The organism is Dyadobacter sp. CY345, assembly GCF_021502725.1.
GTDB lineage: Bacteria > Bacteroidota > Bacteroidia > Cytophagales > Spirosomataceae > Dyadobacter.
Genome location: NZ_JAKFFS010000003.1, coordinates 583300 through 597163, shown reverse-complemented (window position 1 = coordinate 597163; position 13864 = coordinate 583300). Strand labels below are relative to the sequence as shown.

The 13864-nt window shown below is 41.5% G+C and carries 10 protein-coding genes; 7 read left to right on the top strand and 3 right to left on the bottom strand.

Annotated elements, in window-relative coordinates; genetic code table 11:
• Nucleotides 1–130: 130 nt before the first annotated feature.
• The 7 genes from L0657_RS16325 to L0657_RS16295 all read left to right on the top strand — a co-directional run bounded on the left by L0657_RS16325 (nucleotide 131) and on the right by L0657_RS16295 (nucleotide 8438).
• Nucleotides 131–1327, top strand: coding sequence for a deoxyribodipyrimidine photo-lyase (locus tag L0657_RS16325; protein WP_235151850.1), 1197 nt, complete (start codon nucleotides 131–133; stop codon nucleotides 1325–1327).
• Between the two features lie 123 nt (nucleotides 1328–1450).
• Entirely contained in the window at nucleotides 1451–2032 is a 582-nt protein-coding gene (locus L0657_RS16320; protein WP_235151849.1) for a LemA family protein, read from the top strand.
• Nucleotides 2033–2125: 93 nt separating this feature from the next.
• Nucleotides 2126–2566 (top strand): TPM domain-containing protein, encoded by a 441-nt coding sequence (locus L0657_RS16315; protein WP_235151848.1) that lies wholly within the window; start codon nucleotides 2126–2128, stop codon nucleotides 2564–2566.
• A gap of 8 nt (nucleotides 2567–2574) precedes the next feature.
• Nucleotides 2575–3366, top strand: a complete 792-nt coding sequence (locus tag L0657_RS16310) for a YgcG family protein (protein ID WP_235151847.1) — start codon at nucleotides 2575–2577, stop codon at nucleotides 3364–3366.
• 180 nt (nucleotides 3367–3546) lie between these two features.
• The gene (locus L0657_RS16305) at nucleotides 3547–4455 is read left to right on the top strand and encodes a hypothetical protein (protein ID WP_235151846.1); all 909 of its coding nucleotides are present in this window, start codon (nucleotides 3547–3549) and stop codon (nucleotides 4453–4455) included.
• A gap of 236 nt (nucleotides 4456–4691) precedes the next feature.
• Entirely contained in the window at nucleotides 4692–6182 is a 1491-nt protein-coding gene (locus L0657_RS16300; protein ID WP_235151845.1) for a peptide MFS transporter, read from the top strand.
• A 210-nt stretch (nucleotides 6183–6392) separates the two neighbouring features.
• Entirely contained in the window at nucleotides 6393–8438 is a 2046-nt protein-coding gene (locus L0657_RS16295) for a M13 family metallopeptidase (RefSeq protein WP_235151844.1), read from the top strand.
• A gap of 100 nt (nucleotides 8439–8538) precedes the next feature.
• On the opposite strand, the gene L0657_RS16290 is transcribed toward L0657_RS16295, so the two are convergent.
• From L0657_RS16290 to L0657_RS16280, 3 genes are all read right to left on the bottom strand, one after another.
• Nucleotides 8539–9717, bottom strand: a complete 1179-nt coding sequence (locus L0657_RS16290) for a DNA-binding transcriptional regulator (protein WP_235151843.1) — start codon at nucleotides 9715–9717, stop codon at nucleotides 8539–8541.
• A gap of 37 nt (nucleotides 9718–9754) precedes the next feature.
• Complete coding sequence (locus L0657_RS16285; RefSeq protein WP_235151842.1) at nucleotides 9755–11005, bottom strand: sugar MFS transporter; 1251 nt, start codon at nucleotides 11003–11005, stop codon at nucleotides 9755–9757.
• Nucleotides 11006–11201: 196 nt separating this feature from the next.
• On the bottom strand, nucleotides 11202–13796 hold the full coding sequence (locus tag L0657_RS16280; protein WP_235151841.1) for a family 20 glycosylhydrolase: 2595 nt from the start codon (nucleotides 13794–13796) through the stop codon (nucleotides 11202–11204).
• Nucleotides 13797–13864: the final 68 nt, after the last annotated feature.

Genomic DNA, 13864 nt, shown 5'->3' with positions numbered 1-13864 from the left:
TATTTTGTTGGATTCGTTGTTTTATTGTCTTGTCGTGAAACTCGTAAATAAAGCGACCACTGTTCGCCAGGACGAAATTCAGTATACTTGTAAGAACAAAAGTTTAATTTCTTTTCTATTATTCTCCCCAATGATTCACCGTATTATTTATTGGTTCCGCAACGATCTTCGCCTTCAGGATAACGAGGCTTTTCTTGCGGCCACAGAAATTGCGCAGGAAGTTGTTCCGGTTTATGTTTTTGACCCACGTCAATTTGAAAAAACAAAATTTGGTTTTCGTCGTGCAGGCGCATTGAGAGCTCAGTTTCTTCTAGAATCCGTTTTGGATTTGAGAAATCGTTTGCGGGAAAAAGGAGGAGATTTGTTGATACGTGTCGGTGAACCCGAAAAAGTAGTTGCGGCTCTTGCAGAAGAATATGGTGCCCAATACATTTATACCAGCAAAGAAATAGCGCCCGACGAGACTAGCGTAGAAACTTCTCTCAGTAAAAATATCAAGGTAATGAATGTTGATATCAAGCTATTCTGGATGTCAACATTAGGAGGTGTGCTTGATCTTCCATTTTCTATTGCAAAACTCCCCTTGGATTTCCCGGATTTTCATGAACAGATCCAGGCGCATTTTAAAGTTAAACAGACAGTTCCGTCTCCTGAAAAAGTCAATTTACCACAAGGTTATGAAGCCGGACTTATTCCCTCGTTGCCGATGTTATCGATTGATCCGATGGAAATTAACGTAAATGGCAAACCTTTGGATGTTAGATTAAAGGGCGGAGAAACAACTGCGCTGTTAAGGCTTGATCAATTTGTGGAAGAGATTATCAAACCAGGAAATACTTTAAATTCTGAGGAGCCCCTTGTTGATTATGGTCTGTCTTCCTGGCTTTCTTTGGGTTGCCTGTCGCCAAAATCGATCTATTCGGCATTATTGCCATACCGCGAAAATACCGAAGTACAAAAAGTAATTACGGAGCTTCAACAAAGAGACTTTTCTCACTGGACTTTGCTTCGTCACGGTTCAAGACTATTCAAACCGGGGGGAATCAAACACGAAGTAAACAAACGCTGGCTTAATGAACTGGCAGTTTTTGAAAAATGGACCAGCGGAGAAACTGAGAATGATCAGGTAAATACTGTAATCAATAAACTGGTTTCGACAGGAAATCTGACAGCTGCGGAAAGAACGCTGGCCGCAGATTATCTGGCTAACGAGTTGGGCGTAAACTGGACCTGGGGCGCTATGTATTACGAGAGCTTTTTAACCGATTACAATGTTTCCGGCAACTGGTCACGATGGAATCATATCGCTGGTGTCGGCAGCATTTGAGCCTGTCATCCGAGCTGGCAACGTTATATAAGGCCAAGCTACCGATTGTGTAGTTTTTCTTTAAGATTTTACTAGCTTTGGCCAACTTTGAACCCAATCATTAACACTAAATCAAACAATACAATGTCAAAAGGACTAATCGCAGTTGTTGTCATACTTCTAATTTTCGGATTTGTAGGATGTGGCAAATATAATGGAATGGTAGGCAAGGATGAAGTTGTGAAGGAATCCTGGGCGAAGGTAGAAAGCCAATACCAGCGTCGTGCAGATCTTATTCCCAACCTTGTGAATACCGTGAAAGGCGCGGCGGAATTTGAGAAAAGTACTTTAACCGGCGTTATCGAAGCCCGTGCAAAAGCAACTTCAACAACAATTAATGCTGATCAGCTTACACCTGAAAATATTGCAAAATTCCAGGGAGCCCAAGATCAGCTTAGCGGAGCACTTTCCCGTTTGTTAGTATCTGTGGAGAGATATCCGGAACTAAAAGCGAACCAGAACTTTCTGGAACTTCAGGCGCAATTAGAAGGAACTGAAAACCGTATTACAGTAGCCCGTAACGACTTCAACACTGTTGTGAAAGATTACAATCAGGAAGTAAGAACATTCCCAACAAACTTGTTTGCTGGTATATTCGGATTTGCTCAGAAAGGTTATTTCACCGCTGCTGCAGGTTCAGAAAAAGCACCAACGGTACAATTCTAAAACAGGAATGCAGTATTGGCATTAGTCAATACTGCTTCTTCTAGGTGTTCGCTGCGTACTTTCAACTCTTAACTTTTCAACTTTCAATTCCCTATGCCTACTGATTCACTTTTTTTTGGAGAAGAGGAACAAAAGCAAATTATTGCTGCCATTAAGGAAGCTGAGAGACAAACTTCCGGTGAGGTCAAAGTGCATATTGAAAAGAAATGTGCCTCGGGAGATGCGCTGGAAAGAGCCAAAGAAGTTTTTGGACTTTTAGGAATGCACGCCACGGAAGAGCAAAATGGCGTACTTTTCTATCTCGCTTATGAAGACCGGAAATTTGCAGTTTTGGGAGATAAGGGAATAAATGAAAAAGTACCGGCCGATTTCTGGAACAGTACAAAAGATTTACTCCGCTCCTATTTTTCCCAAAGCAAATATGCAGAAGGACTCTGTGCAGGAATCAAAGAAGCTGGCCTGCAATTAAAAACACATTTCCCATATCGTTCCGACGATGTCAATGAACTGCCTGACGATATTTCGTTCGGGTAAATATTCTTATGAAAAAATACATTATTTTTTCCTGGTTGTTCTTACTGATCCTTTGTCGTGTCGCGGCTCAGGATATACCGGCGAAGCCTAATCCGCCCAGGCTGGTGAATGATTTTGCAAAACAGCTGAACCCGACCGAAGTCAGTGCACTTGAAAAAAAACTGGTTGCGTACAACGACTCAACATCCACACAAATTGTCATCGTGGTTGTGCCAACAACTGGCGAATATCCAATCGCTGATTATGCACTAAAACTTGGCAGAGAATGGGGTGTTGGTGGGAAAGCTAAAAATAATGGTATTGTTATCCTTTGGGCTTCTACGGACAGAAAGGTATATATCAGCACAGGTTATGGTATGGAAGGAGCAATCCCCGATGCCATTGCAAAGCGAATTATCACACAGGAAATTACACCGGATTTTAAAAACGGAATGTACTATCGCGGCCTTAATAAGGGCGTCGATGTGATTTTTAAATATGCGACCGGAGAATATAAAGCGGATCCAAAAGAAGAAGACGGCGGTGGCGGAGGTATGTCATCAATAGCCATCGTAATTGTCGTTTTTATTATCATCATAGTTATTATCGCCCGAAACAGAGGTGGAGGAGGCGGAGGTGGTGGATACCGCAGTGCCGGAGGTGGAATGGGACCGATCTTCTGGCCATATACTACGCATTCGAGCGGTGGAAGCTCATCAGGTAACTGGGGCGGCGGTGGTTTTGGAGGTGGAGATGGCGGCGGTTTCGGAGGCTTTGGAGGTGGAAGTTTTGGCGGTGGAGGTGCTGGTGGAGATTATTAACTGAGGAATTATTCGGCATTCTGTCTGTGCTAATATGTTCCCATCACTATAAAAACCCGTTTAAGTGTACAACTTAAACGGGTTTTTCGATTTTATTACTCCAAAATTTAAAAACGTATAGCATGGCACAGTTCTTTAATGTGACATAAACAAGATTAAGTTTAACCTAAATTAACTGTTATGGAGAATAAGAATAATACTGGCCTGGTAATAGGATTAATTATCATGACTGTTGTGGCAGCCGTTTTTGGATATCTTTATTATCAGGAGCGCGGCATTACAACAAAACAAGAAACCGATTTAGAAGTAAGAGTGAATGAACTGGCCATGAACGAGATCAAACTCGACTCAATCGCCAAACAATTGGATGCTAAAATTATAGAAGTAAAAGGGCTTGGCGGTAACATCGAAGAACTTGAAAAAGCAAAAGCTGATTTGGTTAAAGACCGCGCAGCACTTCGCAGAGGCACAATCACATTAGGAAATAAGATCAAGGAGTATGAAAGCTTCCTGACTCAAAAGGATCAAGAAATCGCACAGCTTCGTGAAGAAAACCAACAGCTGATCAGCAAAACAGAAACATTGACGCAAGAAAAAGCCGAGCTTGAAACAAGCAAACAAGCGGTGACGGACTCTCTTACTGGTGTAGTTACGAAAAACGCAGAACTTGAATCCAAGGTGACGATGGCTGCGGCCTTACGAGCTCGCAGTGTGAAAGTATATGCCATCTCATCAAAAGGAAAAATTCGTGAGGGTGAAAACGTAAAGGCGAAAAGAATTGATAAAGTGCGTGTCGACTTTATTCTGGAGAAAAATCCACTTACGCAGAATGATAATAAGACCATTTATTTGCGGGTAATTGATCCAAGCGGTGCGACGATATCCGACGATGCCACGGGTTCAGGCAAGTTCCAGTACGAAGGACAGGAACAAGGTTACACGATCAGCCAGGATGTTACTTACAGCAATAACAATCAGGATGTAAGTATTCTTTATGACAAAAATAGTCCATTCAAGTCTGGCACATATTCAATTGAATTGTATGCAGAAGGATTTAAAGTTGGAGAAGGATCTTTTTCAGTGAAATAAACGATAGATAGAATTCTCAGATTCCAAGCCGGATAATCAGGTATATGCCTGATTATCCGGCTTTTTTTGTATCAAGAATAATATTAAAATGAGAAAAGAATAATGTGAAAAGATAAGAAATGAAATAATTGTTTAAACAAAGAATTATTTCAAATTCAGGCATATTGCGTTATCTTGCACCATTAAAATCATCTGGCAGAACGTTATTGCCAAATAAACTACTTCTTTTTGCTCTTATGACTTCAACAGTATCCCAGAAGCACCCTCGCGGTCTGTATGTTTTGTTTTTTGCTGAAATGTGGGAGCGTTTCAGTTTTTATGGTATGCGGGCCATTCTTCTGCTTTTCCTTCTTGATAACGTGAGAGGAGGTATGGGATTGGAAGCTGCGGAAGCTGCTGCGGTCTATGGACTTTATACGTCATCCGTTTATCTTTTGACCCTTCCAGGTGGCTGGCTGGCCGATAATATTCTTGGACAAAAAAAAGCAATCTGGTATGGCGGGATTGTCATTATGCTTGGCCATATCATTCTGGCAATTCCAGGCGGAACCTCAACATTTTTCATAGGATTGGTCACAGTGGCCATTGGAACAGGATTATTGAAAGCGAATATCAGCTCGATTGTCGGTGAATTATACCCGGAAGGCGGAGCCAGACGTGACGCAGCTTTTTCCATTTTCTATATGGGGATTAACCTCGGTTCTGTTTTAGGTATCACAATTGTTGGATTTCTTGGCCAGAAAATTAACTGGCATATGGGCTTCGGCGCAGCAGCAATTGGTATGTTACTAGGATTAATCGTGTTTCATTTTGGAAGTAAAAAATACCTGCAAGGATACGGTGAAGTTCCACCTGCGAAAATTAGTACGCCGGAATCCGTAGCTAAGTCAGGTTCGGAAAGAAAACTCGGATATGGTCTTGTTGCAGCGCTGGTCTTATTCCTATCGGTTCTACAATTACAAGGTCTCATCGATATGACCACGGCCCAGGGGCTTGCTCAGGGAGCCGGGATTATTATTGTTACTGTATCTCTTTTTTACTTCATTTATATTTTGGTAGCTGGCGGACTGACGCCCGTTGAAAAGAAAAGAATTTATGTTCTGATCGTTTTCTTCCTGGCCGCTGCCATATTCTGGTCTGGTTTCGAACAAGCCGGATCGTCCCTCCAAATCTTTGCTGAACGTTACACGCAGCGTACCTTTGGCGGCTGGGAAATGCCTTCGAGCTGGTTCCAAAATTTCAATGGAACCTTCATTCTGATTTTCGCTCCGGTTATGGCAAGTTTATGGATTTTCTTATCTACAAAAGGCTATAACCCTGCTACACCTGTCAAATTTGCGATCGCGCTCATCTTGGTCGGAACCGGTTTTTTCATCATGCAAATGGCATCAAATGTCGCGGTGACCGGAGAACTTGCTTCTCCATTATTCCTGACATTTACATACCTGGTTCACACCATTGGTGAGCTTTGTCTCAGTCCGGTTGGGCTTAGTTCTTATACTAAACTGGCTCCCAAACGCTATGTAAGTCAGTTAATGGGAATCTGGTTTGTAGCTGCATCACTTGGAAATCTTATCGCTGGTTTGTTTGCAGGCGGTTTTGATGAAGAAAATTTACAACAAATGCCCGCCCTGTTCCAGCAAGTAACATTGTTCTCTATGGGCTTTGGAGTATTATTATTGATATTCTGGAAACCTGTTAAAAACTGGATGGGTGGAATTCAGTAGTTAGCTGTCGGCTGTCGGCTGTCGGCTGTCGGCTGTCGGCTTAAAATTTCTGATCGAACGTTTAAGTTTCAAAGAAGAGTCAACTTTTGGAAGTTGGCTCTTTTTATTCTTGCAAATATTTTGCTCAACCGATCGTCACTAAGTTGCCAAACATATTTGCCTAAATAATTACATTTGTTTATCTAGAACACCAAACCAATAACATCACATATGAAATCAGCTTTTTTAAAGTGGTCCCTGATGGCATCCGTTGTTGTGATCACCTCCTGCAACAGCGAAAAAGAGAGTACCTCCTCCGCAGAAAAAGTACCAGGCTTCGATTTAAGTTCACTCGATTCTACATCCAAAGCATGCGACGATTTTGACAGCTATGCCAATGGTGGATGGAAAAAGAAAAACCCGATTCCAGGCACAGAAAGTCGCTGGGGCGCATTTGGAATTTTAGATAAAGAAAACAAAGAAGTTCGTCTAAAAGGAATTATCGAAGAAATCACGAATCTGAAAGACCGTAAAAATGGTAGTGATGAACAGCAGATCGCTGATTATTACAAATCGTTTTTGGATACCACAACCGTTGAAAAACGGGGTATTGAACCGTTAAAACCATATCTGGACAAAATAGAATTGGTTCAGTCGCTTAAAGATCTTGCTTCCGTAGCAGGTGAATTACAGAAAGTCGGCGTTTCGAGTGTTATTGGTTTCGGCGTTGAAGGCGATTTGAAAAACAGCAAAATGAATGCTCTCTACGAAGGGCAGGATGGTTTGAGCCTTGGTGAAAAAAGTTATTATGAACGGACAGATTCGAGCACGGTTAAAGTTCGGAATGAGTTTGTAAAACATGTGGATAACATGTTTGGTTTTGCAAACTTTAAAGATGCGAATCCAGGAAAAACGGTTTTGGATTTTGAAACAAAACTTGCGAAACTTCAACTAACAAATGTTGAGCTGCGTGATCCTAATAAAACGTATAACAAGACATCGTTTGCTGATTTCACAAAACTTGCTCCTGACTTTGACCTGAAAACATTTGCAGACAAACAGGATATCAAAACAGATACCATCATTGTTCAGAATGTTGCGTATGTTAAAAATATGAATGCGTTGCTTAAAGCTACACCGCTTGCAACATTAAAACTTTATACCCGCTGGCAGCTTCTTTCAACTTTTGCAGGTTACCTGCCAAAAAGTTTTGATCAAGAAGACTTTCGCTTTTTCAGTACCGTTATGCGCGGAACAAAACAACAACGAGCACGTGTAGAAAGAGCAATTCGCTCGACGGACGGTTTGCTGGGTATGCCGTTGGGAAAACTTTTCTCTAAAAAATATTTCCCGGAAGACGACAAGAAAAAAGTGTCTGAAATGATCGAAAACGTGCGCACAGTTTATGGTGAAAGAATCGACAAACTTACCTGGATGAGCGACTCGACAAAGGCAAGAGCACATAAGAAATTGAAAGCTTTCACATATAAGATCGGTTATCCTGACAAGTGGAAAGATTATTCTTCGATTAAAATTGAAGGTGACAAATTATTTGAAAACGTCATTGCTGCTTCTTTGTTCCAGAATGAAGAAAATGTCAAAAAAATCGGTAAGCCGGTGGACAAAAGCGAATGGCATATGACACCTCAAACGGTGAATGCTTATTATAATCCGCTGAACAATGAAGTCGTATTCCCGGCAGGTATTTTACAGCCTCCTTTCTACAACCGTAATGCTGATGATGCTATTAATTACGGAGGGATCATTGCTGTAATCGGCCATGAGTTTACCCACGGATTCGATGATCAGGGTTCGCAGTTCGATGAAGAAGGAAACCTTAAAAACTGGTGGACTGCCGCAGACCGTGCCAATTTTGACAAGCTGACCAAAAAATACATCGATTATTTCAGCGGAATAGAAGCATTGCCAGGTTTCAAAATCAACGGAGCATTGACAATCGGAGAAAATGTTGCGGATTTGGGAGGATTAACCCTGGCTTATTACGCTTTGGAAAAGTCACTAAAAGGAAAACCTGAACCAGCACCGATAGACGGCTTCAACTGGAAGCAACGTTTCTTCCTGGGTTGGGCGCAGGTTTGGCATATGAATACAACGGATGAAGCTTTGCGTAACCAGGTACAAACGGATCCGCACGCACCAGCAAAAGATCGTATCAACGGTCCGCTTCCACATTTGAAAGAATTTCAGGATGCGTGGAGCTGTGGCGCTGGGAATAAAATGGTTTTACCGGAAGCTTCAAGAGTAGTAATCTGGTAAGATCTTTGGTATCGTTATAATTGTTTTTCAATATAAAAATAGGAGTCAGACTAAATCCTGACTCCTATTTTTATACATGATCACTTTTATTGTGTCAAAATTACTTACCCGCCAAATGCTGATTTCGATATTCACTTGGACTACATCCTTTAACCTGCCGAAACTGACGGGCAATATTTTTACTATCCGACAAACCCATATCCAGAGCAATTTCAAAAACGGACATATCGGTATCTAGTAATTTCTGCGTGAATTTTTCAATCCGAAGATTATAAATGTATTTGTAAATCGGATAACCCATCACTTCAAGAAAACGCTTTTCGAGTGCTCTTCTCGACAAAGGCACCTGTTTTACAACTTCGTCTACATGCAGATTTTTATCAATATTTTGATGAATATATTTTAGCGAAGTTGCGATATGATCATCATTGGTAGCATAAATGTCTGTCGAATGCCTGGTGATCACCTGCGTTGGCTTAACTATAATGTCATGGAAATCATACATCCCATTTTTAATCAGGTGATCCAATAATCGGGCTGCATCATATCCTCCCTTTTCAGCATCCTGACTAATACTTGATAAAGGAGGATCCGAAAATTCGCAGATCATTTCGTCATTATCAACGCCTAAAACCGCCATTTCTTCCGGTATCCGGATACCATAAAGCCGGCAGGCTTCGGTAATGTGCTGTCCCTGATTATCGTCACAGGCCATCAGAGCAATGGGTTTGGGCAGCGACTTCAACCATTTCCCTATGGAAGCCGGGCGGTAATACCATAACTCAGATTGACGCGCCATTTTATGTTCAAAATAATGCACTTTATACCCTGCCTGCGTGACGCGATCCTCAAAGCCTTCCGCCCTTTCCTGCGACCAGACGATATCTTTAAAGCCGTAAAAGGCGAAATTCTTGAAACCCTTTTTTAAAAAATAATCCGCACCCATTTCTCCTGCCTCACGGTGTGCGCCGGTAATATTTGGTATTTCATCAAAACGTTTTTTAAAATCCTGCGCGATCACTGGTATACCTGCATTTATGATTTTTCCAATATTAGGATCATTATAAAACTGTCCGATAATTCCGTCCGCACCCCATTCTAATGCCCACTTCAGGATTCCTTCAATACCGACCGTTTCACGATGGAACAATGGCATACGGCAAAATATCCACGGCCCGTGTTCTCTGGAATATTTAGCAATTCCTTTAAGAAGCGCCTTACTATATTCTTCGGCAAAATCGATTAGTAAAATTATTTTATACGTATCTAACCGGGCCATGATAAAGTTGGGAGAAATTAGAAGGGTAAATAGATTGTCAGGCAAACAATTCTTTGAGATTTTTCACCGTATCATTATTGACCAGCGGTTTGGCCCACATACCAATACTCAGAATATAACCCAGCGTTACCAAAAGGAATAACATCGCTAATTTCAGACCAAATAATTCTCCTAAACCGCCAATAATCAAAGGCACGACTGCACCTCCGGCAATACCCGCACAAAGAATTCCTGAAAATGTTCCATGATGGTTTGGTACCGAATTCAGCGCAAGAGAAAAAATGACCGAATACATAACGGATGCGAAAAAACCGGTCAGCGGAAAAGCATATAAGCTTATTTCTTTCGATCCGAATAATGCCAGTAATAATGAAACGATAGCACCCAGCGTGAAAACGAGAAGTACTTTTTTGCTATCGATCAATTTTAAAAGTATAAGACCGAGGAAGCAACCGATCGTGAGCAAACCCCAAAAATATGAGATCACGGAGGCTCCTGTTGTAGCAGGATCTACGTTGTGATAAGTTTGAAGAAACTTTGAAATCCAATTGGCTATCCCTTGCTCGGTTCCTACGTACGCGAAAATTCCCAGAAAAAATAACCAAACTGATCGGTTTACAGAAAGTTCTTTGAACGCTCTGCCTACATCAATTCTTTCGTCTTCTTTTAATTCCACTTTTGGAAATTTTACCAAGGCAATGACGACTACCATCAGGATTGAGATAACAGCAAACACCCAGTACAAAGAAACCCATTTCAAGTTTTGGGGTACCAGTTTGTTGAGTGTTTCAATTAAAAACCCGGATTGTTTGGAATGGACATTTAATACGAGATAACTATACAGCAGCGGGCTCATAAATGACGCCGCTCCGAAAAATAATTGGGCGAGTACCGAATTAAAGGCAAATTTCTCCTCCCCTCCTGCAACCCTCAGCAACGGGTTTATTACAACCTGCAACATGGCCATTCCTACGCCTATCAAAAATAAAGACAGCAGGGCAATCTTAAATCCGGGATTTACAGCAAAAAGCAAAGCACCCGCGAAAGCAAGAAAAAATGCGATTAACAAAACCGTTTTTTCACCATATTTCTCTACCATCAATCCAGCTGGAATGGACATAACGCCATAGGCAACAAAAAATGCAAAAGGAAGAAACCCAGCCAAGCCGATGCTAAGATCAAAACTTTGGACAATGTCAGGGATAATCGGACCGAGAATATTGGTCAAAAAGGATATTACAAAAAAGATCAGTAATATCAGGATTACGATAAAAATGTTTCGCTTCATGAGAGGGTTTGGAGGGCGGGATATATCTAGAATGATTCGTTAATCAGCGAATTCCCAAAAGCAACTTTTACAGGATCATAATTTCATCGGGCGCTTTTTATCAAAACAAAATTTGTATTTCCTGGCGAGCCCGAAACTGTGCTCGCCAGGTGTTAACAATTCAAATCTTCGATCTTTAATTAAATCGTTTTAAGGATTACTTAGCTTCTACGATACTCGTCCGGCTTGATTTTCCAGCTTTATCAAAAGTTTTCAATTTGATAGTACCTGAAACTTTTACCGGATTGGCGTATAACGCAGATTGAGCGGTCGGTTCCGAGCCGTCTGTTGTGTAACGAATCGTTAGTCCCGGCATATCAACATTGGCTTTCAGCATACCATTTTCAACAATGGCACCAGGTAATGGAAGCCGGTAGTTGTAACCGCCGTTAAGATAACTCAATCTTGGAATTTCTTTCTGCGCGATAGAATTTGCAAATATATTCCAGCCAGCGGCGATCGATTTTTCTCTTGCGGTTTTGTCTTCAATTGTTTCCCAGCTTCTTTGCGGTGACCAGGCACTTTCCGCGAAACCGAAAAGTTTTGGGAGGATCATATATTCCATCATATCACGCCCCTTAACCGTTTCACTCCAGAGCTCAGCTTCCAGACCGAGAATATTTTTCCGTGCTTCCGGTTTTAATTTTTCCTTTCCTACAAATTCCTCGACCATCGGTTTTCCCATCGCGGTGGTATAAGTGGTCTTAAACATATCAAACGGCGCGAAAGCCCAGTTGTCCCAGGTATTCACAAATCCTCCCCAATAAAGACCCGGTTCTTTCGGATCATTATTGTAGGACATATCAAAATACAAATTCGTGACGTTGCAAAGAATAACCTGATAACCTGCATTGGCCATCCTGTTACCCAAATCCACATCAAATACGTTGTTCCAAATATAAGGCACAACTTGTTTTCCGATAAATTCCGGGTTTGGCAGGTATTTCCCCTCCGAAGTTTTTGTCAGGGCGACTTCTTCCCAGCCATGGATTTTCAGGTTACGTTTTTCCAGTCTTGGCACCAGTCTGCGGACGAAATAAGATTGAAGATTTTTAGCACTTTTTATTTCAGGATTTTCTTTCAGCAATTTTGCTGCCATAGGTGATTTTTCCCAAACCCCGTCCGCAACCTCGTCGCCGCCGGTATGAAAAGTATCCATCGTCAGGCCTGCCTCCTTGTACATTTTCGCCATTTCATCTACCACTTTTTCAAAGAAATGATAGGTAGATTCACGTGCTACACTGACCACATTGTCCTTATATCCCTGTGCAGAAATATATACGGATTTGTCGTCAGGATCAATCAATCGATATTCATTCGCTTCTTTTTCTTTTCCTTCCTTCATCAAACGATCATAACGCGCTTCCATTGATTTGATCGCAGCACGCGCGTGACCGGGGAAATTCAGTTCAGGAATCACGTTGACATGTCTTTCCTTCGCATATTTCAGAATTTCAATAAAATCTGCCTTAGTATAATATCCAGCGCCAAACTTTCCTTCATCGTTAGCGATCGGACCGGATCCATAGGAAGGATGCAAAACCGAATTATTCATATTGCTGGTATGCTCGCGCTGTGCTCCTACTGTCGTCAATTCCGGCAAACCATCAATTTCGACACGCCAGCCTTCGTCTTCTGCGGTGTAAAACAATAGCTGGTTAATTTTATACGTAGCAAGTAAATCAATGATGCGTTTTACAGATTCCTTGGTCTGGAAATTTCTGGCCACATCCAGATGTAAACCACGGAAATAAAATCTTGGCGCATCTTCAATTTGTGTAAAACCTAATGAAATTACCGCCGCTGGTTTTTGAAATGCTTCGAGCGGAACAAGTGCCATCAGACTTTGCACACCATAAAATACGCCTGCTGCATCACTTCCGGTAATTGTAACTCCGTTTCCATTTATGCCAAGCGTATATGCCTCTTTGGAAACACCGTTGACCTGGACTTTGCCTGATTTCAGGATAATACTATTTGCAGTTGCTGCTTCCGGTAAACCACTTTTTGCCTGATATGCTTTTCCAGTAACCGTTTTTAAATTTTCACTAAGATATTTCGCTTCACCTTCCAGTCCTGTTTCGTAGTAAATAGCAGTTTCAGTGTTAAGTGTGAAAGTCCCGGGGCTGTTCGTAATTTTTACGGGTGCAGGAATAATCTTCTGCAACTGACCAGAATCAATCGGCGACATAACCAGATTTTGTTTATATCGCAATTCAGCCGTTTGAATAGCTTCCAGATCTCCTTTTCCACGTAAGATCTGCTCTTTTGTTGTAAAAGGCTCGATTGTATAATCTGCTACCTGAACGATATCTTTCTCCTTACCTTCTTCATCATAAAACACAAAATATAACCCAAGCGGCGCATCAGTTTCTTTGATCACGCCACTTGTTCCGAAGTAATTAATCGTGATTGAATCACCAGCATTCAGCTTGAAATCCTTTTCCGGCACCAACTTATACCAATCTCCGTTGATATGTTCAACCTTCGCAGGCTCAGGAGATTTATTAGCCTGGATCGGACGTGGCGACATATTAAAAAACAAGGTCCAGTTTTTGTCGTTTAATGCGACATCGCCGCCATTTTTCAGTGTAAATTTTGCCTTAAACGTACCGTCAACTTCTGTGAAATTGGTAATCAGTTTCCAGGAAACACCAATCTTCTGCGCTTCTTCTTTCGAAAATTTGCCGGAAGGACTGCATGCCGCAAGCACAAAAAACGAGGCAATTAATAATAAAAAGGATTTCTTCATCAGGAACAATAATTGGATTTTTTAAGAGTTTTCGAAGTTGTTTTCAAGAAATAAAAACATCCTGACTA

What these genes read in the sequence shown, in the direction of transcription:
- L0657_RS16325 (WP_235151850.1), top strand. Translation starts at nt 131, where the DNA reads ATGATTCACCGTATTATTTATTGGTTCCGCAACGATCTTCGCCTTCAG.
- L0657_RS16300 (WP_235151845.1), top strand. Translation starts at nt 4,692, where the DNA reads ATGACTTCAACAGTATCCCAGAAGCACCCTCGCGGTCTGTATGTTTTG.
- L0657_RS16285 (WP_235151842.1), bottom strand. Translation starts at nt 11,005, where the DNA reads ATGAAGCGAAACATTTTTATCGTAATCCTGATATTACTGATCTTTTTT.
- L0657_RS16315 (WP_235151848.1), top strand. Translation starts at nt 2,126, where the DNA reads ATGCCTACTGATTCACTTTTTTTTGGAGAAGAGGAACAAAAGCAAATT.
- L0657_RS16295 (WP_235151844.1), top strand. Translation starts at nt 6,393, where the DNA reads ATGAAATCAGCTTTTTTAAAGTGGTCCCTGATGGCATCCGTTGTTGTG.
- L0657_RS16310 (WP_235151847.1), top strand. Translation starts at nt 2,575, where the DNA reads ATGAAAAAATACATTATTTTTTCCTGGTTGTTCTTACTGATCCTTTGT.
- L0657_RS16320 (WP_235151849.1), top strand. Translation starts at nt 1,451, where the DNA reads ATGTCAAAAGGACTAATCGCAGTTGTTGTCATACTTCTAATTTTCGGA.
- L0657_RS16305 (WP_235151846.1), top strand. Translation starts at nt 3,547, where the DNA reads ATGGAGAATAAGAATAATACTGGCCTGGTAATAGGATTAATTATCATG.
- L0657_RS16290 (WP_235151843.1), bottom strand. Translation starts at nt 9,717, where the DNA reads ATGGCCCGGTTAGATACGTATAAAATAATTTTACTAATCGATTTTGCC.
- L0657_RS16280 (WP_235151841.1), bottom strand. Translation starts at nt 13,796, where the DNA reads ATGAAGAAATCCTTTTTATTATTAATTGCCTCGTTTTTTGTGCTTGCG.